The sequence below is a fragment of the Rhizobium sp. FY34 genome (genome assembly GCF_005222845.1).
In the GTDB taxonomy this organism is placed as follows: domain Bacteria; phylum Pseudomonadota; class Alphaproteobacteria; order Rhizobiales; family Rhizobiaceae; genus Neorhizobium.
On sequence record NZ_STFZ01000036.1, the window covers coordinates 69,168 to 91,038 of the forward strand.

General features: G+C 57.6%; 17 protein-coding genes and 1 pseudogene. 1 reads left to right on the forward strand and 17 read right to left on the reverse strand.

Annotated elements, in window-relative coordinates; all coding sequences use genetic code 11:
* Window positions 1–34 precede the first annotated feature (34 nt).
* The 12 genes and pseudogenes from E8M77_RS21525 to E8M77_RS21580 form a co-directional block, all read right to left on the reverse strand.
* Window positions 35–1,366 carry a SidA/IucD/PvdA family monooxygenase gene (locus E8M77_RS21525; RefSeq protein ID WP_137132669.1) on the reverse strand — a complete coding sequence of 444 codons (1,332 nt, stop codon included), beginning with the start codon at window positions 1,364–1,366 and terminating at the stop codon, window positions 35–37.
* A 63-nt stretch (window positions 1,367–1,429) separates the two neighbouring features.
* Window positions 1,430–2,833, reverse strand: a complete 1,404-nt coding sequence (locus E8M77_RS21530; protein WP_137132670.1) for a KamA family radical SAM protein — start codon at window positions 2,831–2,833, stop codon at window positions 1,430–1,432.
* 242 nt (window positions 2,834–3,075) lie between these two features.
* Window positions 3,076–3,725 (reverse strand): annotated as a pseudogene (locus E8M77_RS21535) (Tn3 family transposase); the annotation flags it as partial.
* A gap of 429 nt (window positions 3,726–4,154) precedes the next feature.
* Window positions 4,155–5,369: a plasmid replication protein RepC gene (gene repC / locus E8M77_RS21540; RefSeq protein ID WP_137132671.1), complete on the reverse strand. Its 1,215-nt coding sequence runs from the start codon at window positions 5,367–5,369 to the stop codon at window positions 4,155–4,157.
* Window positions 5,370–5,570: 201 nt separating this feature from the next.
* The gene (gene repB, locus E8M77_RS21545; RefSeq protein WP_137132672.1) at window positions 5,571–6,575 is read right to left on the reverse strand and encodes a plasmid partitioning protein RepB; all 1,005 of its coding nucleotides are present in this window, start codon (window positions 6,573–6,575) and stop codon (window positions 5,571–5,573) included.
* Window positions 6,572–7,786, reverse strand: a complete 1,215-nt coding sequence (repA, locus tag E8M77_RS21550; protein WP_137132673.1) for a plasmid partitioning protein RepA — start codon at window positions 7,784–7,786, stop codon at window positions 6,572–6,574. Before repA ends, repB begins: the two co-directional genes overlap by 4 nt.
* 476 nt (window positions 7,787–8,262) lie before the next feature.
* A complete protein-coding gene (locus tag E8M77_RS21555; protein WP_170975965.1) occupies window positions 8,263–9,681 on the reverse strand; it encodes an amidase in 1,419 nt (472 codons plus the stop codon).
* A 63-nt stretch (window positions 9,682–9,744) separates the two neighbouring features.
* Window positions 9,745–10,647, reverse strand: coding sequence for an ABC transporter permease (locus tag E8M77_RS21560; protein ID WP_137132675.1), 903 nt, complete (start codon window positions 10,645–10,647; stop codon window positions 9,745–9,747).
* Window positions 10,644–11,699, reverse strand: coding sequence for an ABC transporter permease (locus tag E8M77_RS21565; RefSeq protein WP_137132676.1), 1,056 nt, complete (start codon window positions 11,697–11,699; stop codon window positions 10,644–10,646). Before E8M77_RS21565 ends, E8M77_RS21560 begins: the two co-directional genes overlap by 4 nt.
* The gene (locus E8M77_RS21570; protein ID WP_137132677.1) at window positions 11,696–13,183 is read right to left on the reverse strand and encodes an ABC transporter ATP-binding protein; all 1,488 of its coding nucleotides are present in this window, start codon (window positions 13,181–13,183) and stop codon (window positions 11,696–11,698) included. The genes E8M77_RS21565 and E8M77_RS21570 overlap by 4 nt, the downstream gene beginning before the upstream one ends.
* Before the next feature lie 65 nt (window positions 13,184–13,248).
* On the reverse strand, window positions 13,249–14,265 hold the full coding sequence (locus E8M77_RS21575) for a BMP family protein (RefSeq protein WP_170975966.1): 1,017 nt from the start codon (window positions 14,263–14,265) through the stop codon (window positions 13,249–13,251).
* A gap of 257 nt (window positions 14,266–14,522) precedes the next feature.
* Window positions 14,523–15,608: a ring-opening amidohydrolase gene (locus E8M77_RS21580; RefSeq protein WP_137132679.1), complete on the reverse strand. Its 1,086-nt coding sequence runs from the start codon at window positions 15,606–15,608 to the stop codon at window positions 14,523–14,525.
* A 135-nt stretch (window positions 15,609–15,743) separates the two neighbouring features.
* Between E8M77_RS21580 and E8M77_RS21585 the strand changes: the two genes are divergently transcribed.
* Window positions 15,744–16,535, forward strand: coding sequence for an IclR family transcriptional regulator C-terminal domain-containing protein (locus tag E8M77_RS21585; protein WP_137132680.1), 792 nt, complete (start codon window positions 15,744–15,746; stop codon window positions 16,533–16,535).
* A gap of 380 nt (window positions 16,536–16,915) precedes the next feature.
* Here the strand turns inward: E8M77_RS21585 and E8M77_RS21590 are convergent, their stop codons facing one another.
* The 5 genes from E8M77_RS21590 to E8M77_RS21610 form a co-directional block, all read right to left on the reverse strand.
* Window positions 16,916–18,430 carry an amidase gene (locus E8M77_RS21590; RefSeq protein ID WP_137132681.1) on the reverse strand — a complete coding sequence of 505 codons (1,515 nt, stop codon included), beginning with the start codon at window positions 18,428–18,430 and terminating at the stop codon, window positions 16,916–16,918.
* 78 nt (window positions 18,431–18,508) lie between these two features.
* Window positions 18,509–19,213 (reverse strand): ABC transporter ATP-binding protein, encoded by a 705-nt coding sequence (locus E8M77_RS21595; RefSeq protein WP_137132682.1) that lies wholly within the window; start codon window positions 19,211–19,213, stop codon window positions 18,509–18,511.
* Window positions 19,210–19,938, reverse strand: coding sequence for an ATP-binding cassette domain-containing protein (locus E8M77_RS21600; RefSeq protein ID WP_137132683.1), 729 nt, complete (start codon window positions 19,936–19,938; stop codon window positions 19,210–19,212). The genes E8M77_RS21595 and E8M77_RS21600 overlap by 4 nt, the downstream gene beginning before the upstream one ends.
* Window position 19,939: 1 nt before the next feature.
* Window positions 19,940–21,004, reverse strand: a complete 1,065-nt coding sequence (locus tag E8M77_RS21605) for a branched-chain amino acid ABC transporter permease (protein WP_137132684.1) — start codon at window positions 21,002–21,004, stop codon at window positions 19,940–19,942.
* Window positions 21,004–21,870, reverse strand: a complete 867-nt coding sequence (locus E8M77_RS21610) for a branched-chain amino acid ABC transporter permease (protein ID WP_137132685.1) — start codon at window positions 21,868–21,870, stop codon at window positions 21,004–21,006. The genes E8M77_RS21605 and E8M77_RS21610 overlap by 1 nt, the downstream gene beginning before the upstream one ends.
* Window position 21,871: the final 1 nt, after the last annotated feature.

Here is a 21,871-nt window from a genome sequence, read left to right on the forward strand (position 1 = left end):
TTTCCAGCGGGCTAAGCTCTTTGATATGGAGAGGCTAGTTCGCAACGCGCATTTTATCCGATGACCTCCGAAGCCTTTCCGCCCGCCGTTCGAATATCTCCTGAAGAACGTTTTGCGCGCGAATGCTCACGATGCTGAGTACGCCTTCGGTGATACCATGTGTCGCTTCACTATAGCCTTGAAGGTATATGCTGGCTTCGACGCCCGGTTCTGTTTCTACCCGGTAGTTTCGGTTCACCACGAACTGCCCAGTAGCGTCCTTAATCAGTAGCTCACCTATATCGGCCAACAGCGCTGGTTGCCCTGTTTCGTAGCCGGTTGCCAGGACCACAAAATCGCATTGCGTTTCCGAGACTTCATTCGTCATCATGTCTCGGAGTTGGAGATGAACATTTCCGTCAGCAACAGACGCATCCACGACTTCGGTGCTTCCCGAAATTTCGTGCTGAGCAGTGTTGGTAAGCCGCTCCAGATAAATTTTCGAGTACAGCGCCTCTAGCATAACCGGCGTTACGCCAGCGTAGTTCGTGTGCCGGATCTCGTCGGCAACGAGCCGGCGCCCGGCTTCAGGCAATCCGTAGAACACGTCAACGAACTCGGGGAAATAAAACTCGTCCAGAAATTTACTGGTTTCGGAATTCCGAAACCCCAAGCTCCGCATGATCACAGTGACACGGCTTTCCGGCAGCTCCTCAGGAATACTTAGCAATATCTCCGCAGCGCTCTGGCCTGAGCCCACTACCGCTACCCGAAGTCCGCGGCGGCCTTTCCATGCGTCCACGAGCGACAGGAACTTACTGCTATGAGCGCAGCGGTCGTCCGGAAGATCTTTGAAAGCAGTTGGGATATTGGGTTTGCGACCGATCCCGACCACAACGTCGGCCGCTCTGATGCGCCGCCCGTTACTGAAAGATGCCTCAAATTCCGTAACCCGCCCGCCCTCAATCACAGGCTGAAGCGCCGTACACTCGTGCCTAGTGGATATCTCGACTTTGCCCAGGCGCTCGGCGACCCAAGAGACGTAGGCGGACAGTTCGATGCGATAGGGGAAAAGTGTGCCGAGGTTCGCGAACTCAACAAGTTTTCCGGTCGCCTTGAGAAAGTTCAGAAAAGAGAACTCACTTCGCGGGTTTCGAAGCGTAACCAAATCCTTGACGAAGGATGTTTGGCTTCTAGACCATGGAATCAACATGTTTTTCTGCCATTCAACGGAGTCAGCGCGTTCGGTAAAGATTGCCCGCAGGGTGGATTCCTGATGCCCGTCCTCGATGGCTGCTGCCAACGCGAGGTTTGCGGGACCACATCCGAGACCAAGCACGTCTACTGAATTCGCTGCGGCATACAGCGTGTTTTTTCCTGACTGCATAGTAACTCTCCCCTGTTGGAACAAGCATTGGATTCATGCTGCTGGGCACCGGAAAATCCGGGGCTAGCAGTGGTGACAGATATTCTTGAGGACGTTGTCGATAAGTTCTGTTCGCGTGGCCGGGTTCTGCCAGACGTCCCTGACGTCCTGGCGGAGATCGCGCAGCGGATCTCCTGAGATAAAAAATTTTCCGGGCTTGACCGACGGAGCGGCATAAACGGCCAGCCCGAAGTCAGGATCGTAGTATTCGAAACTGTGAACGTCCCTCTTGCCGCCACCGCCCAACGTGTCGACGACAAACGTGGGCGTGTTGAAGCCCGCAGTGGTGCCGCGGACGATCTTTTCCAGGGAAATGCCCCTAGCAATCGTCGTCCGGAGGTCCTCTGTCCCCGTTACGAGGTCGCAGAGATATGTATAGTATGGGTGAATGTTCAGTGTGCTGAGACGCCGCCCAAGATCGACTAAACAATCATCTCCATCGTTCACACCTCTCAGCAAAACGGCTTGATTACGAACAGTAATCCCACGTTCAAAGAGGAGTCCCGCAGCATCCTCGGTGATACCAGTTATCTCGTTCGGGTGGTTGAAATGAGTATGAAGGCACACTTCTTTGCGTAAATAGCGCCCTCGCTCAGACACTGCAGTGAGAGCGTTGAGCCAGCCTCGGTCAGTAATGATTTTCATCGGCTGCACCGCAAGGCCCTTGGTTGCAAAACGAATTCGCCTGACGTTCGGAAGATCCAGTAACGCATCACCAATTGTTTTTAGTTGGTCCGGCTTCAGGCGAAATGCGTCTCCACCCGACACAACGATATCCTCAAGCTCTGGGTGTTCCGCTACATAGTCAAAGGCGTTCTTCCAACGCTCACGTCCAGCACCCAATCGGACTTTCGCGACCTCCTCGGTGTCCGTACCAACCGCATAGCTGCGCGTGCAAAAGCGACAGTAAACGGGACATGTGCTCGTCGGTAGAAACAAAGCCTTTGTGCGATATCGATGGGTTAAGCCTGCCACAGGTGAGTCACTCTGTTCACCAAGTGTATCAAGACCAAGCAGAGGATGATCTTCCTCAATCTCCGAGCCGAGTGGAAGAAACTGGCGCCGAAGTGGATCGGATATCGGCCCCGCCCAGTTGATCAAACTGATTATGTAAGGCGAGATTCGCATCGCCATCGGCGCGCGCTTCATTCCCTCGGTCGCGTCGTCCAGGAAGGACGGATCCACCAACGGCCCGACTAGCCGCTCTAATCTTTCCCTATTTATGACTGCGTTTTGTTCTTGCCACATCGCATCTAGGAACACTCGTTCAGAAACATCGTGCCAAGAGGGGATCGAGCGCCAAAATTCATCCCGGCGAAATTTCCGCCAGTAAGGCGCAAAATAATCATTTTGTGCTGGCTCCAGACGGTTCGGAATATGGTCCTCTATCCCTGTTGTCTGTTCGGCAGAAACTACATTCAATTCCATCACGTTCACCACCCAACATCAGCTTGTGCTGATTTCCGCTGGGGCAGTCTTGCATTGTGTTTGACGTTAAGAGAATTATTTAAGGTTTTATATTTTTGAATATTTTCGAAACTAGAATTGAGCTGCTACCATCAGATGAGCCCGTCCTCGGTGACTGGTCTTTGATGCTATTTGTCGAGCATTCGGCTTGCTCCTGAATCGGGGTCTGAGTAGCAACGGAACAGAAAATCTACATAAGGAAGTCACGGCTCGTCGTCCGGGTCGGCGGCTTTCGGATCGCGTAGCGGTCTGAGTTCGCCTCGGGCAACGAATTCGGGGAGAGTAAAGGCGTATCGGCCAAGCATGTTGACGTGACGAAAGCCGAGCGGGGAGAGGCGCGCGACATCCTCCGGCTTGACGTCGTAGCCTTCGGTGATGAGCTGGTTGAGGGCTGCATCCGTGTAGATCGTGTTCCAGAGCACAACAAGATTGACGACCAGCCCGAGGCTCCGAGTTGGTCTTCCTGACCTTCACGATAACGCTGACGCAATTCTCCGCGTTTTCCATGGAAGATGACGCGGGCGAGCTGGTGGCGACCTTCACCGCGATTGAGCTGGATGAGAATACGGCGCCTGTAGGTTTCATCATCAATGAAGCGCAGGAGATAAAGCGTCTTGATAAGGCGACCGAGCTCCTGCAGGGCGCGAGCGAGGCGGGTTGGCCGGTCATTGGTCTGGAGGGTTCGGGTGAGTCCAGCGGCCTGGACGACGCCGAGTTTGAGGGAGCCGGCGAGACGCAACAGATCGTCCCAATGGTCGGCGATCAGCTTCATGTTGATCCTGTTCGACGCGATATCGTCGAGGATGCCGTAGTTGGCTTTTGTATCGGCGCGCCAGAACCTTGCGCCGCCGACATGTGTTGCGGCGTGGCGTTTGACCCCACCATCGGCGCCGAAGGCTGACCCCAGTCACGCAGGAGAAACGGCAATTTCTTCAGCGCATTAATCTGACCCGACCGGGGTCATTCTCGCGCGCCGAAAGGGGTCAAACCTCAACACATAATCACACCCGGCCTCATAAATGCAAAACGTTGAAATTTGGTCCCTGCACCAACGCTGTTCCGACCCCCATACGCCCAGTTCTTTATCTCATCTTCGCTTCCCTTGAATGAGCTGCGACGAGCCGAAAATCCTCTCTTCTCAACTAAGCAACTTATGTCTCAAGGGCGCTGATGTCGGACACATCGAAAACGGCGTGCATCGGCCTTTGGCAGATGCTACCAATACCCAGACCTTCTCTGAGTGAATACTCTCGCCCTCCTGCACAGATAAAATGGGACATATTCAGGCGCTTCGCCGTTCATATCCGGCATTCGCCTTCAACGCCGCCATCAACATCGGACCAAGGTTGAACTCGCCACGTTGTGCCTTGCGGGTGAGGTCGCGCAGATAGCCACCCGGTGAATGGATATGACCTGACCGTTCAAGGATGCAGGCAATGGCAATTGCGCCATTTTCCGGCCCCATGACCTCACAGGCTTCCTGATAGGCTGACGGGCTGACACCCAGCATGGACCGGACAATAACGGCTGCCGACATCAGTTCACGCCATTGGTCTATTTTGCCGCCGGCACCATAATCGGCAATCTGCGGGCACGCTCTCAGTACCAAGCTCAACGGGAAGCACTTCAGCGGCTCGGTAATCCTTTGCGATTCCTGGTTGGACCTTTCGCCCGCTCTTTTTTCTTGGTGCGGTTCAAAATCATAGGTGGAATCAGGTTTTGTATTCTGTATGTGACGTTCATTATGGACAGCATTGCCGTCCATTTTTTCTGATTTTAATTGGGTTTCCAATTGCTTGACTATCTGTGTACGCAGGAGCTTCATTTCCTCAAGCACCGCAAGAACAGTTTCGTGCCTCGGCGTGCGTGGAAGGCGGGCAATAAGGGTCACATAGCTGGCTTCAATTGCCGTCCAATCACCAGCCGCCCCCTCCTCCATAGCAGCCGAAATCAGCTTGCGGACGTCACGACGGCACAGCGTCAAAGCCTCCTTCGCACGCTTGAACCGAAGGCGCTCGTCCGCGACCTGCTGTGCAAGCTGCGCAAGCTCATCAGACCGCACGGCCAAGGGCGCAAGGCTGAAGCCGAATGCGTCCTCGATCTCGCCTGCCTTGCTACGGTGGGCATATCGTTTGCCATTTGGGCTATCGCGACGCTGAATAAGCCCCGCATCGACAAGCGCGCCAAGGTGACGCCGAAGCGTCGTACCGGCAATGCCATGTGCACGAATTGACAATTGTGCGTTGGAGGGAAACACGACCAGGCCACCTTCATCGGCAAGGTGGGTCTCTGGATAGAAACTCAACAGAGCATGGAGCACGGCAAGCGAACGATCTTGGAAACCAAAAACATCCTTTGCCTCGCAGACGTCGCGAAACACTTTCCACTTGTCTACAGCTTTCTCTAGAGTGCTCTGCGCTGTTTGAAGCTGATCTTTCACCAATGCGAGCGTCATCGGTCGCCGCCCAAAGGGCGTCGTTACATTTCCACCTTGCATTTTTCTTCACCTTTCGTGAGGCAAAAGAAATCTGCTCACCAAAACGATGCCAAAGACTCTTGACTGTGATTCGTGGAAATGCGATTCTCGATCTTGCTTAAGGAATTGAGAGAGGCTTCCACGACGGAAACGTTTTGGGGCCTTTTTCTTTTGTAACGGTCTCTCCTTCTCGACCGGTTGATCTTGTGGCTGCCCACTCTTTCAGTGAGGGGAGCCGTCCTGATGATTGTATTCGCGCAGCAGCGCGGGCATTCGTTCCACCAACCAGCGCGCAAAGTCTGTTTCCTGCTTCGGAATCGTCACAGTTGCTCCAGATGGCGTGCTTTTCATGCGACCAAAGACCCTCTCGCCAAGCCTGAAGTCGAAGATCTCATCCTGGCCTGTCGTGCCTGACGTCTCAAGCTTGCCGCTCGCAGCGCGCACCGCCTGTAGGATCCGTTCCGCACTCTCCGCAGTTCGAAATGCTGGTGTTTCAACAATCTTGCGAACACGCTCGATCCTGCCTGAATCTTTCAGCAGTTCGGAAAACGCCGTCCATTTCGGACGGCCAACACCCTTTGCCCTACCTATCGCATGAATGATATCTTCAGGTATAAGGTCGGTGACACGGAACAGGTGAGAGACCCCGGCTTCTGACAGACCAAGGATTGGGCACATTGCACGATGCGATAGTCCGGCACTTTTCAACTGCACCGCCCACATTGCCTGTTCGATCCAGGTCAGGTTTTCCCTGACGCCATTTTCGAGAGACTGTTCCTCGATCAACTGGCGATCAGTCAGATCCCGGACATAGGCTTTGATCTTGATGGTTTCTGGTCGCTCAGATTCCGCCATCATTGCCTTGATTGCGGCCCAGCGACGGTAGCCATAAGCAAGCTGATAGCGATCGGCTTTGCTGGGATGCGGTCGAACCAGTACAGGGATTTTCTGACCTTCCCTGGCAATAGATAGCTTGAGAGCCTCCAGCTCTCTCTCGGCCTCTTCATCATTGTCGAAGCGATCCTTATAAGGCGAGCGCTCCAACCTATCTGGATCGAGAGAAATGATGCTGTCTTCAGTTAGCTGCGTGAGCGCTCGTCCCACATTGGAAATCACCGGCGAGGAGTGACGGCGCGTCAACAACGACTTTTCGGAGCCTTCGGCAGCCGATGTCGCATCACTGCGATTTTCGGCGTCTGCCATTCTCTGAAGGATGCTCTTTTTCATGTGCCACGCCCCCAAACCTTATGGATCAGGCCAAGAATTTCGGAATTAACGCGATCGGCACTCTCGATCGCACGTTTAAGCGCCTCACGACCGACTTCGCCGGCTTCGAGTTCGTAAAGGGTCTTCTTTGCGACCGCCGCACCTGCGATGGCCGTGGACTCAAGCGCCTCCGACACAAGAACGTCATCGCCGAACAGTCGGCGCATGACGCCAGACATGTATTTCTGCGGACCATCATTGGGGTTCACACGTGTCAGCAGGAAACGGAAAAAATCATGCTCGAACTTGGCGCCAAACTGTCCAAGAACCTCCGAGAGGTCCGAAATCATGATGAGGAACTGATTGCAGGACGCGACATCGAGCATCGCGGGATGAACCGTGATTATCAACGAGGTCGCGGCGTAGAGAGCCGCCAGCGTCGAGTAGCCGAGTGAGGGGGGGGTATCGATGATGACGATATCGTAGCGATCATCGACGCGCGCAAGAGCATTGCTCAACCGTTCAAAAAACAGGCCGAGATCATCCCTGTTCTTTGACGTCAGATAGGATGGAGTATCAAACTCGAAATCCATGAGCTCAAGATTTCCCGGCACCAGATCGACGCCAGGAAAATAGGTCGGGCGGATGATATCCGCCAAAGACCGGCGTTCATTGTCATAGCGAATGGCGGCATATGCAGTTTCGTTATCGCCCAGATCGAATTCCGGTTGAATACCAAAAAGCGCCGTCATGGACGCCTGAGGGTCAAGGTCGAGACACAGAACACGGTAGCCTTGAAGTCCAAGGAAATGCGCCAGATGGATGGACGTCGTCGTCTTGGAGCTGCCGCCTTTGAAATTTGCGGTCGCAATAACCTGGAGTTTCTCACCCTTGCGGCGATAGGGAAGAAGATCCGCAGCGTCGTCGGGCCGAAGAGAAGCCAGAAACGAGCGCAGCTCCTTCACTTGGTCCACGGTATAGGTGCGGCGGTTATTGTCGGCACGTTCCGGCAAGGGGCCCTTCCCTTCAATCGTCAGCTGTCGAAGCGTGCTTTCTGGAACCTTCAAAAGCCGAACGAGATCGAGCGTGGAAAACGTTCGGGCAAATGTCTTTTGCGCTGACGGCGGATAGACGGCTTCGCGCATGTCATTGAGTTCTGCAGACAGCTTCGACGTATAGACCCCGATCTTCGATGCAGTATCTCTGACGTTCTGAGAAGCCGGTTGAAGCATTCTACCCTCTTGACGGTTATGATCGCGTTACGAGATCATTTCCGTCAGGGATGACAGAGGGACTCCGATTCTTCAAGGGATTTTTCGTTAGCGAAACGTAAACATGTTTCTTCTGGGTCCCAAGGACTTTACAGCTGTAAAGGTCGCCCGCTGTTTACAGCCTGGGGAGACAGAAACACTGTGTGTGGTAGAGCCTCGTAGCGACCTCCCCTGCCCTGTTCACCCGAAGGGAATATCGCAGGAATGGTCCTTATCGCAAAAATGCGGCCACAGCGCTTACCGAACCGACAGGCTTGGGGTCAAATGCAAAACGAGATCCCAAGCAAGGCGCTTGCCGACGGCAGAAACCGATCCACCTCTGCGTCGCAGCCCCTCCCCCGTCACGATAGTGAAATAGCCTTTTCCGAGCCAGGGCATTAGAGACAAATGGAAGGCGAACGAGGCAGACGCCGAGCCCTGGGCGGATTTGCCGCCTATCATTCGGACGGATAGCCTGTAACACCGTCCAACTGCTCGGGCGGAAACGCCATTTCCGGCCGGCAAGATAAAATCGTCTGCGTTTGCGCAAAATCTAAAAGCTGGTCATCGCAGCCGAAGCCGGCCACAAGCTGAACGCCGATCGGCAGGCCGCTTCGTGAAGTTGCAACGGGCAGGCTGACGGCTGGAAGGCCGGCAATATTCACCCAGCCGGTGAATATTGCATGGTCGCGCGGACCGGCCGCTTGCCCGTCGATTTCTTCGGGGTAAGGTTTTTCCGCTGCCCATGGCAACGAGGCAGCGCTTGCCGTCAATACCAGATCATATTCATGGAAAAGCGCTGCCAATGCGCAACGCATCGCCACTGCCTTTTCCAAGGCCCCGGCATATGTGCTGGCCAGCATTGAACGGCCATCTTGCGCCATGGCCCGAACGGAGGTGCCAGCGACAGCCTGCAATCCATCGCAATATTGCATCATGTAATCGACGCCGGCGCGGGATACGACGCGCCAGATAGAATTCGCCTGTTCGAGGTCAAAAAAGACCTGCCCTTCCGTCACCTCCGCATCGCATAGGGCAAGCTGATTGGCAAAGGCTGCGGTTGCTGCGGCAACTTCGGGATCGACCGGGCCCCTGCCGAAACGGGGCACATACAAGATCCGAAGCTTTGAAGGCTTTGGCAAGGAGGTGGCACTTGCCACAAGCGAACGGCGATCGCGCCGATCCGGTCCCTTCATCGCAGCATCGAGAATGCAGGCATCACCAACCGAACGCGTCAACGTCCCAACCACTTCGAAATCCGAGAGAATGCTGGGAAATCCCCAGAGCCGGGCGATGCGGCCAATCGACGGTTTCCAGCCGACAAGCCCGGTATGGCTCGCCGGCCGGCGAATGGATCCGCCGCCATCGGTACCAATGGCAGCCGGAACCAGACCCGCTGCAACGCCGGCGGCCGCACCACCGGAAGATCCGCCAGGGGTGAGGCGAGGGTCGAACGGGTTGCGGGTCACTCCAAACAAGTCGTTGTCGGTATAGCCTTCCAGCGTCAGTTCCGGCACATTCGTCTTGCCAAGAATAACGGCGCCTGCCTGTCGAAGGCGCGCCACGGGCAGTTCGTCGCGATCCGGCACGAAATGTTCAAACGCCCGGCTTCCCCAGGTCGCGGGTACACCCTTTACCAAGATATTATCCTTGATGGACAGCGGAATGCCCTCGAGATCAGAGCGCGCGGATCCCTCGGCAAACCGCTTATCACTGTCACGGGCCGCATGCAGCGCACCGTCCTTGTCGATGGAAACGAACGAATTGAGGGCAGGGTCCAACCTTTCAATGCGCTCGAGGCAGCGTATGAGAAGACGCTCGGCGGTAATGTCTCCGCTTCGCAGCGCCACGGCGATATCGCCGATCTGCTCCAGCATTCCAGTTGTCCTTCCAAAGGGGATCTTATGCCAAGGGTCGATTTCTTTCATCGACACTTGGTACTAAAGCGGCTTGCCGATTGCCGCCGGCAATTTGCCCGTGCGACCCAGCAAGGCCAGTACACCGAGCGCGATAAGATAAGGGGCCATCTGTACGATGTAGGAACTGACCGGAATGCCGTAACTCTGAAGCCGAAGCTCAAAGGCCTCGGCCGCGCCGAAGACGAGGCATGCAGCCGCTGCTCCCCAAGGGTTCCACCGGCCCACAATCAGCGATGCAAGGGCCAGATAGCCGCGGCCTCCCGTCATGCCATCAGTGAAGGTGCCAACCTGTTGCAGGGAAATAACCGCACCGCCCAGGCCGGCGACACCACCGCAGGCGATGACGGCCAGCATCCGGATCCGCATCGGATCAGCCCCTGCGGCAAACACCGCCTCGGGATTTTCGCCGGTAGCACACAGCAGCAACCCGGCCTGCGTGCGGGTGAGCACAAAGGCAAGGAGAACGCAGCCGATGACGGCAAGATAGGTGAGCGGCGGATGCGAGAACAGAAGCGTTCCCACCACCGGAATCTGCGACAGGCCCGGAACTGGCATCATAGGCAAAGGATCAAGATGCACGGAAACGGGGCCATTGCTGCCCGACAGGATACGCATCAGGTAGGTGGTAAGCCCTAGTGCGAGAATATTCACCGTCAGTCCCGTCACCATATTGTCGGCCCGGTACCGAACGGTAACGATGGCAATGGCCAATGCAGCAATTGCCCCACCGGCCGCAGCGGCCGCTATCCCGGCCATTTCGCTACCAGTGCCCCAGGTGCCGATAACGGCTGCCCAGGCGCCGAGTAGCATCATGCCTTCAAGGCCCACGGCAAACACACCGGCTCTTTCAGAAAGAATGCCGCCCAGTGCTGCAAAGATCAGTGGCGTGGCAATTCGAATGGCAGCAGCGAGAAAGTCAATCATGAGCGGCGCACCGTGGCAATGAGGATGAACAGCATGGTCATGGCCTCGATGACGACCACGAGAGCGGAAGGAACGCCGATCTGGCGTTGCATGGACAGCGCACCAGTTTCCAGAAGACCGATGAAGATGGCGGCCGGAATCACGGCTGCCGGTTCCAGTGCCCCGAAGAGAGCGACAGTCACCGCCTTGAACCCGAAACCGGAGGAAAAACCCTCGATGAGCCGGTGATGCAGTCCCAAAACTTCCGTCCCGCCGGCAAGCCCGGCAAGCGCACCGGCACTCAGCATCACGCCCCAGGTAATGCCGGCAAGGGAGAATCCGGCATAGGCCGTGGCAAGCCGCGAACGGCCGGCGACGCGAACCGCAAATCCGAACGGCGTCTTCCATAAAATGAAGGAGAGCAGGCCAGCACCAAGGGCAGCAACAGCGATTCCGATGTGAAAATCGAAGAGTGGAACGCGCCAAAGCCATGCTGTGCGCGGCACCAGCGGTGATTGTAGAAAGCCGGCGCCAGTCTGGCCAAGCACTCCCGACAACACAAGTTGCACAAACAGCAGCGCCACGAAATTCAAAAGCAGGGTGACGAGGACCTCGTTGACGCCTCGCCCAAGATGAATAGCTGTCGCCAGCCCTGCCCAGAGCCCGCCGCAAAACGCTGCCGCAAGCAAGGCGACAATTACCGCCGCCAAGCCCGGCTCGCCTGGCCAAGCCATGATCGTCGCCATTGCGCCGATCCCACCGAAGGCAATCTGCCCGTCCGATCCCATATTGATCACGCCTGCCCGAAAGCATATCGCAAGGCCGCTGCCGGCAAACAGGTAGGGCGACGCCTTGTTGAGCGCCACGCCGATCTGATGGGCGGAGCCAAAGGCGCCGGCGAGCATGGCGGAAAATGCCACCAGCGGGTTCTTGTCGGCCAGGGCGATCAGCCCGGCCGCACAGACGATCGATAGCCCGATTGCCCAAAGAATACGGGCAAGAATTCCATCGGTTCGCAAGCGGAAGGGAAACCGCACGGGCGTGCCGATCGTGTTCGGTTGCATCTCGTTCATGCCGTCCGCCCTGACATCCACAGGCCGAGCTGTGCCTTTTCGACCGCTTCCCTTTTGACAAGGCCGGCGAACCGGCCGGCTGACAGCACGGCGATGCGATCACTGATGGCCAATATTTCTTCAAGTTCAGAGGATATGTAGACAATGGCAGCACCGCCATCGCGCAGCGCCACAATCCGTTCGAGAACAAAGCGCGTCGCCCCCGGATCGAGACCCCAGGTCGGTTGGTGGGCAACCAGCACGGCCGGTGCCCGGTCCAGTTCGCGGGCGATGACGATTTTCTGCTGGTTGCCCCCGGACAGGCTGCCCGCCTTTGTATCGGCAGATCTGGCACGGATATCGAATTGAGCCATCAGGCTGTTTGCCTTCTCGACAGTTGCGCCTTGATCCAGAAGCCCATTGCGGCAATAGGGCCGGCGGCGGCTGTCGCGCAGCATCAGGTTTTCGGCAATGCTCATCGATTTGACGAGTGCCGTTGCGGACCGGTCCGCAGGCATGTAGGCTAGCCCGACGCGTGTGCGTCTGGCAGACGACATCCGCACAATGTCGCGCCCATCAAGCCGCAAGCTGCCAGAAACGGCTGGGCGAAGACCGCTCAACGTTTCGGCCAGTTCGAACTGGCCATTGCCATCGACACCTGCAATCCCCAGGATTTCGCCACCACGCAGTTCGAGGTCGAGGGGCCCAAGTCCTGCGCCTGTGAGCGCCCTTGCTTCCAGCCGCAGAGGTTGGTTGTCGATCTTTTTCAGGATATGGGGAGCAGCGACATCGCGTCCCACCATCATTTCAGCAAGCTGTGATTTACTGACACCCACGACAGAAGCCTTGGGAGAGGCTTTTCCGGCCCTCAGCACCACCACGCTGTCGCACACGTCCAAAACTTCCGGCAGTTTATGAGTGATGAAGACGATACCCCTCCCCTCGCTGCGCAATCGGCTGAGAATGGTGAGGAGATCGTGCACCTCGCCCGGCGCAAGATTGGAGGTCGGCTCATCCAGGATCAGCAGTTCGGCATTGCGCAGGACAGCTTTCAGGATTTCGATGCGCTGCCGACGCCCAAGCGGCAGATCTGCCACGCGCGCATGCGGATCCAAGTCAAGGCCGAGACGTCGGCTGACCTCATGGACGCGCTGCGCGATCAGTCCGCGGCGCAACACCTTGCCGGCCTCGGCCCAGCCCAGCATAACGTTTTCCAGAACAGTCATCGCATCAATCAGCATGAAGTGCTGATGGATCATCGCGATACCAGCACCCATTGCCTCACGGGGGCGGTGGCCCGAGAGTTCCCGCCCGCGAAAGACGATACCGCCGCTATCGGGCGGCACGATGCCAAACAGCACTTTCATCAGCGTGCTCTTGCCGGAACCGTTTTCGCCCAGCAGCCCGACAATTTCACCCGCCCGCACATCGAGATCGATGCCGTCATTGGCCCGCACGGGACCGTAATATTTGGCGATCGCGCGCATTTCCAGAAGTGCAGCCATACGGATCCCCGAAACGGCGGTTGCAAGGGCGGCCGACTACCGCCCTCCTTCTCATCCTTGGTCGATCAACTGCCGCTTCGCGCGTCTTGCTCGGTGGGCACGATCTTCAACGTACCGGAAGCAAAATCGGCGGCCATGGCCTCGACATCCTTGGCAACGGCCTGGGTAACGGCCGGTCCGAATGGCTTGTCAGCGCTGTATTTCAGCGAGGCACCGGTGGTCTTGCCGGTATCATAGCCATATTGCACGAAGGTGCCGAAAAGCTTACCCTGCTTTACCTGATCCGCCGCGCTGCCAATCATCGAAGGCCAGTCTTCGACGATATTGGTGAGCACGAGGTCGGGCGCGATGGCTGTCTGGTCAAAACCGCGTCCAGTGACATAGACCTGCTTTTCCTTGGCAGCCTGTACCAGGCCGGCTTCGGCGGCATTGAGCTTGCCGGTGAGAACGTCTGCACCATTTGCAATCATCGAAAATGCGGCTTCCTTGGCCTGTGCCGCATCCTCCATATCCTTGATGTAGAGAATGGTGACCTGCGCGCCGGCCTTTTCCGCGCAGACTCGGAAACCACCGGCCTGTGCCGTGATATTGGGCACGCCCTGCAGCCCGTAGATACCACCCACCTTATGGGTCTTGCTCATGCGGGCGGCCAGAAGCCCGACCTGGCAACCGAACTGGGCATTGTTGTAATCCACCGACATGACATTCGGTTCGGCACCCTCATTGCCACTGACGGCGATGAACTGAGTCTTGGGGAAGTCGGGAGCCACCTGCTGCATAGCAGAGACGAAGCGCCCCGAATGGCCAAGCACGATGCTATAGCCCTGTCCCGCATAATCACGCACTGCTTCCGCCTCGTCGGCATCGGCAACGTTTTCGGAATAGGCCGTTGTGAAGCCGTGCGGTTCGAGGCTTTTCACAATTGCGTAGCCCAGCGCATTCCAGCTCTGGTCATTTGCGCTACCGGGCAAAAGAATGGCAGCCTTGTCTTGCGCCTGAGCCGAACCGGAAAATATGCCGACCGAAAGGACGGCGAAAACCGTTGCCGCCGACAGATGCCGGCGACGTCTATGCAATGTCATCATGGCGAAATCCCTCTGTTGGTTCTTCTTTCATTGCTTCAGACCGCCGCCGGTCTGTGTAGCCGGCAAACGCCCTGTTTCTGTCATGACAACGGATTTCTATCGCTCCGTTGTTTCGGCGGCAGCTTCGGTCGCCATCTTGAATGGCCGCAGCCGCGTATATTTTCCTTCCCCCTTAACAGTGCGACATAGCGCAGCCACTCAGCCCGGTTGGGCGAGGGGAGGGGAGGGGAGGGGAGGGGAGGGGAGGCCACAATCTACACACTCACGACCACCGCAACTGGCGCTTCTCCCGGCTTGCATTGGTGTTCCGTGCCGCCAGAGACGAAGATCTGAGAATTGCCGGTGACGGAGGCAATCACAGCGCCAAGCGCTGCACGCGCATGGCGTTCGTAGTTAATATCGGCATCCGACAGCATCGTGGTGCGGCATCCGCGCAGCATGCCGCCAACCGGGGCTTCTGCCTTGGCAAATACGGCCCGGATACGCTGCGGATCGATGACGGCATCCTCATCGTCAAATGCATTGCGAACAGCATCACAGATACCCGCAGTATCGATCACATCGCGCAAAGTGCCGTGACCGATCCGGAGATTGCCGCCAGCCTTGGCCGAATTGCCAAACAGCAAGATCTCACAATTACGCACTTCGCCGCCCGCCGATGTATTGGCAACCAACGAACAGAGATCCATGCGCCGGGCAATTACGCTGTCGTCCAGATCAGCCTCATCGACTTCACCAAGGGCAACCGCAACACCCAGCGCCGTTGCGCCGCGCGCATAGGGCTTGGAACCATTGGGATCCTGCGTCACCAGTGCTACGCCGCGCCGCTCTGCATCCTGTACGGCGGCCGGCGTCAACAGCGGGCCTTTGACCTGAACATAATGCACATCGTGTGCGTCATCTATCCCCGCATCGATCAAAGCCCTGCGCACGGCGGCGGCGACTTCACGCACCTCCAGCATGGTGCCGACTTCCTCGGGAGCAAGGTCACGCGTAACGGCAATGCCGATGGCCAGGCGCTTCGTCGTGGACGGGGGGCTGTCGCTACGGGTAAAGACCGTTGCATGCGGACTGAGCACACCCTCGGTTCCGCCCGACCATACAAATGCCACACGCCGCAACACCGCTTCCGGCGAAATCGCCAGATACTTCGATAGAAGAAGCGAAAAGGACTGGGTCGCAAAGCCACGGGTAAAATCGTTTGCGCCGCCATTGCCTTCCGTCTTGCCGATTAAAGCCACGATGTCGGCAGGATTGATATCGCCTGCCTCAATCTGCCGCTCCAGGTCGGAGACATCGCCGGGATTACCCATTTTTACTTTGTAAACTCCGACCTGCATGCTGCACTCCTTCGTGTGTTGCTTAGATCTTATGCATGACCATTCCCTGTGCAATGGCTCTTGGAATTAATTTCACGATGTGGAATTCTGACCTGCAGATCATTTCCGGGCGCCAACGAAGAATTGAAAATTATCATGGAAAATCAGAATACTAGAGAGAATGGTAGCGTTCAGTCCATTGTCAGGGCGCTGGCGCTTCTGGAGCGGTTGGGAGAGTGTGACGACGGATTGACGCTCAAAGAACTGGCCCGCGACGTCTCACTTCCAGTGTCCAGCGCCCATCGCATCCTGACCACCCTGCAACGTCAAAGGTTCGTGCGCTTTGATGCGGCATCCATGTGCTGGAGCGTCGGCGTGCAGGCCTTCGTCGTCGGAAATACCTTCGCCCGGTCCCGTGATCTGTTGTCGCTGGCCGCCCCGCACATGCGCCGGCTGATGACGGCGACGGGAGAAACCGTCAATTTCTTCGTTCTGCATGGATCAGAAGTCATCTGCATGAACCAGGTGCAATGCCAGCAGGCTGTACGGGCCATTTCGCGGCCGGGCGGGCGCGCCGAAATGCATCGCTCAGCCGCAGGCAAGGCAATCCTCGCCCATATGCCCGCCGAAGATGTTACGGCATTGATGAGCCAGACGGGGATGCAACGGCACACGCAGAACACCATCGTGACGGTGGAGGCTCTGCATGCCGAGCTTGCCGTGATCCGCCAGCAGGGCTTTTCAGTGGACAATGAGGAGTTTTCGATCGGCCTGCGCTGCATCGCTGCACCGATCTTCGACGAAACCGGGACGGCCAATGCCGCCATATCGATTGCCGGACCAACCTCCCGCATCGCAGATAGCCGCATCAGGAACGTTGGCGATCTCGTCGCCTTCTGCGGCAAGACCGTGACTGCCGAATTCGGCGGCACGGAAAAAAGGATGTAGTCCGGCCGGGCCCTGGACAGAGGCGCGTCTTGGTCCACAACCAGTTCCTGCCCGCGCCATGCCCAAACCGCAAATACCGATCAATCCTGGTGGTTCGTTTCCGACACTTGCATCCATCGACAGCACCCTCGCAAGCAAATGTCGGATTCATTCGAGCAGCAAGCAAGCCTATGATCCAATTGGGTTTTTCGAACTGGACACTTGATCGAAGTGCATTCCGCCAATCAGCGCTGGTGTCGCGCTGGTTACCACCGCCCCTGTTTTCCGGCAACAGCCCATGAGCCGCATCGCTGCTGACCATGGCAAGCAGGGCCAGCAGCGCATCTTTCATCACGCCTTGGCTTCCGCTTTCAAGCGGATGATGGCAGTGATCGTCCGCATCAGAAGGTCTTCCAATCGCCATCGGCCTCGAAGGCGCTGGCAGCCTGATAGATCGTGGCTTCCGCATAATCCTTTGCGATCAGCATCAAACCAACCGGCAGCCCATCAGACAGCCCGCAGGGGATCGACATGGCCGGATGGCCGGTGACGTCGAAGGGGCTGGTGGAAGCGGTCATCTCAAAGGCGCGTGTGACGACTTCCGCAAGCGGGGCATCCTTGCCCGGAAGCGGCGTTGAGACGCATGGCAGGGTAGGCATCAGCAGCAGGTCATAGTCGCCGAATACCGCATCATAGGCAGCCTTGACGGCAATGGCGATGTTGCGGGACTTGGCATAGTAGCGACCCCGATAGTGCGAGAGGCCCCACTGGCCCACCAGCATGGTCAGCTTCAGTGTCTGGGAGAGATCGTCGGCCTTCTGCCGCCAACCCGCATGCGCATCCAGAAGACCAACGTCATAGAGGCCCTTCCAGTTGAAGCCCATGCCGTTGCCATGCATCATCTGCATGACGAAGCCTTCGAGTGTGATGGGGTTCCACGCTGCCAGCGCGGTCATATGCGCCGGAATGGAAACTTCCGAAACCTTGGCTCCCATAGCCGCAAAGCGATCGGCACCCGCGCGAACCTTTGCCTCGACTTCCGGCTGAAGGTTGGGCAACTGAAAGCCTTCTTTCAGAATCCCGATCTTCAATCCCTCGACGCCCTTGCCAAGCGCCTCGGTGTAGGCCGAGACCTGCGGCGAATATTGCCGTGGATCGAGCCCATCCGCACCGGCCAGAACCTCCAGCAACAAGGCATTGTCAGCAACGCAAGCCGTCATCGGTCCGGTATGGTCGATGGTCGATTCAATCGGCATCACGCCCGTATAGGGAACGAGGCCGTGGGTCGGCTTCATACCGTAGATGCCGCAATAGGAGGCGGGAATGCGGATCGAGCCGCCCTGGTCGCCACCGATTGCCATGTCCACTTCGCCAGCCGCTACGAGAGCCGCCGAGCCAGACGAAGAGCCGCCAGCCGAATAGCCCATGCGCCAGGGATTATGTACCGGACCGGGATGAGAGGTATGGCTGCCGCCAGACAGGCAGAAATGTTCGCAAACCGCCTTGCCAAGGATGGTGGCGCCCGCGTCCAGCATGCGGGTCACGATGGTGGCGTCGGCGGCGGGAATGAAGCCCTCTAGCGTGGTGGAACCGTTCATCATCGGCACGCCCGCCAGCGCCACATTGTCCTTGAGCGCAACTGTCTTGCCTGCAAGCTTGCCTTCGGCGGCACCCTTGACTTCGCTTTTGATCGCCCATGCGCCGTAGGTGTTGTCTGCCGGTTCGGGTTTCGCGCCGGGAGTGCGCGGATATTTTACAAGCGGCACAGGGTTTGGCAGGGCATCGATGATGTCATAAGCATCGAACATGCCGCCCATCAGGGCCTGATATTCGGCGGCCTCTTCCAGCGACATGTTCATGTGAAGGCTTGCAGCCAGATCTGCGACATCTGCAATGGTCGGGCGTGTAATGGACATGGGGTATCCTTTCCTGTTGTAACAAGAGTGTTGAACGTCAGTGATGGGGTGGAGCGGGAGAACGGGTCTCCCGCAGGCTCAGGCCATGGCGCCCATGCCGACCTCTCCGGCCAGAAGGGCTTGCCTGTCCAGTTCGCCGGTCATGCGGCCTTTCTGGATGTGCAGGATGCGGTCACACAGAGAGGTGATGAATTCGAGATTCTGCTCGACGACGACCAGCGAAAGCTGCCAGCGCTGCCTCAGCGCCAGTAGCGTTTCGATCATTTCCTCGATGATCGAGGGCTGGATGCCTTCCGTCGGTTCGTCGAGAAGGATCAGGCGGGGCCGGGTGCAAAGGCAGCGCGCCAGCGCCAGAAGCTGCTGTTCCCCGCCGGAGAGCGCGCCGCCGCGCCGGTCAAGCAGACGGACCAGCCGCGGGAAATCCTGCAAGACCATGTCGATCATCGCCTTGTCTTCCTTAGGCGCTGAAGCAAGACCCATGCGCAGATTGTCCATGACACTGAGATCCGGAAAGATCTCGCGCCCCTGCGGAACCAGCCCGAGGCCGAGGCGCGAGCGTTCAAACGTCTTCATCTGGGTAATGGACTTTCCTTGAAACTCCACCGAACCGGCAGTCGCTGGAAGATGCCCCATCAGGGTGCGCATCAGCGTCGTCTTGCCCATGCCATTATGGCCGAGAATGCCCAGATACTCACCTTGCGCCATCGTCATGTCGATGCCGGCGAGGATCGGAATCCGCCCATAGCCGGAGCGTAGCCCCTTCACGTCCAGCAGCGTCGTCATGCAGCCACCTTCTTTCCGAGATAGACATCCCGCACACGCTGGTCCGCCAGAACCTTGTCGACCGTGTCCTCGATCAGAACGCGTCCCTGGTGAAACACCGTCACCGTCTTGGCGATCAGCCGGATGAAGGCCATGTCGTGTTCCACCACGACAATGGCGCGCGACTGGTTGATATCACGGATAATATCGGCGGTGCGCAGCGTTTCCTCGTCGGTCATGCCCGCCGCCGGTTCGTCGAGCAGAATGAGGTCCGGCTCGGCTGCCAGCACCATGCCGATTTCCACCCATTGCCGCTGGCCATGCGAAAGCGTGGCGACAATCCGCTCACTTTCCGACGTCAGCCGGATGAGGTCCAGAACGCTTGCCACAAGCTTTGGCAGGCCGTTGGGCGTGGCCTTGCGGCGGGCGGCAAGCCAGATGTTTTCGCGCACAGAGAGACCGTTGAAAACGTTGGGCACCTGCGTCTTGATGCCAATGCCCATGCGGGCGATTTCATGCGGAAGCTTGCCCGCAATCGGTTGCCCGCGAAACGCGATGGTGCCCGAGGTCGGAGTCTGCTGGCCGGTCAGTGATTTGAAGAAGGTACTCTTTCCCGCGCCATTCGGACCGATCAGGCAGCGCAACTCCATTTCCTGTAGCGTGAAACTGATATCGTCATTGGCAACGACGCCGCCGAACCGCATCGTCAGGTGTTCCGTCTTCAAAAGAGGTGTCAATTCAGCCATGTCACGGTGCTCCTACCGGATGTGGATTGCCGGAGGCCGCATTCAGTTCGGCTTTGACGCTTCTCCCGGTTCCCGGCTTTGCGGCCAGAAGCCATAGGGCAAGGTCGCGAATGGTTGGAACAAGGCCCTTGGGCAGGAGTAGGACGAAAATAATTAGAACGGCCCCAAGCACCAGGTTGGAATTGAAGGTTTGCTGCGAGCCGATGCTGGCGACAATATACTGGATCAGGAAGCAACCGAGCACCGGGCCGAGCAGGGTGCCAAGCCCGCCGATAGTGATCCAGATGATGATTTCCGCCGATAGCGACAGGCTGAAGATGGTCGGCCCGACAAAGGCGCCCCAATTGACGTAGAGGGCACCTGCAAGACCAGCCACCGCACCGCCGATGATGAAGGTGATCAGCCGGATCATGCGCGGATCGTAACCCAGAAGCGAGGCGCGGACTTCATTCTCACGAACTGCCACAACCACCCGTCCGAAAGGACTGGCCAGCAACAGGCGAAGGCCGAGATAAACGATCAGAAGCATACTGCCGGTCGTCCACCACGATGCTTCCGGCGACAAAGGGCTTGCCGGATCGAAGGGCATGTTGAAGGTGGGCACCGCCGGAATGCCGTTGAAGCCACCGAGCATGGCCGTGCCGATGTGGTATTCGTCGCCGGACGTGGAGTTGATCACATTGAACAGGATCAGCGTGACTGTCAGCGTGATGACGCCGAGATAGACATCTGAAATGCGGCCATAGAAGACGAAGTAGCCAAGAATGGCCGCAAACAGCCCAGGGATGAAAATGGCAAGCAGGATGCCATAGGTGGAATCCTGAAAGTTGATCGCCGCAATCGCATAGGTGTAGCCGCCAAGGCCGAAGAAGGCTGTCTGGCCGAAGGAGAGAATTCCGCCATAGCCCCAGATGAAAGCAAGGCTGAGCGACAGGACCGCCATGGCGGCAAAGAGCGTTACCTGCATCAATGTGAAGATTTCCAGGTAGCCCGGCGCAAGCGCGATGCCGATTGCCGCAAGGCCGACCGCAAGCGCCTGCGCGATAAGGCTGAGACGGTGATACATTACAGATTCCCCTTCAAGAACCGGCCTGATATGCCTTGAGGCAGAAGGCGAATGAGAATAATGGCGGCGGTAAAAACGATCACCTCGCCATAGACAGGGGTGGTGAAATAGGCGCCGATCTGGTTCAGCGAGCCGAATAGCGTGGACGCAGACAGCGTGCCCGATAGCATGGCCGCACCGCCGCCAACCACTGTGATGAAGGCCTTGGCGACATAGGCGCCGCCCATGACCGGCGTGATGCCCGAAACCGGTGCAAGCAAACCGCCAGCAAGCCCCGTGACCGCAGCACCGGCTGCAAACGTGCCCATGTAGACGCGGGCCGGATTGATGCCGAGCGTATTGGCCATGGCCGGGTTCTGCATGGTGGCGCGAGCAATGAGGCCAAGCCTCGTATGCCGCATCACGCCGTAGACGATGGCTATCATCACCAGTGCCATGGCCAGCAGGAACAGCGTGTAATAGCTCGACCGGTAGTTGCCTATGGAAAAGCCGCCGAGCGGCGTCGGAACGCCTTGAATGGTATTGCCGAAAATCGTCGTCACAATGCCGATGATGAGCAGGCTCAGCCCCCAGGTGGCAAGCATGGAATCTACCAGCCGTCCGTAGAGAAAGCGGATCAGGCAGCGTTCGATCAGCAATCCCACCAGCCCGACAAAGAGCGGTGCGATCAGCAGCATGGCGATCCAGATATTGACCCCGGCATTGGTGGAAATGACTGTTGCGTAAGCGCCCAGCATGATGAACTCGCCATGGGCGAGATTGATGATCTTCATCATGCCGAAAATGATTGCGAGACCAAGGCTGAGCAGGAATAACGATGCCATGCCGTTGATCACGTCGAGCAGAAGAATGAGGTAGATATCCATG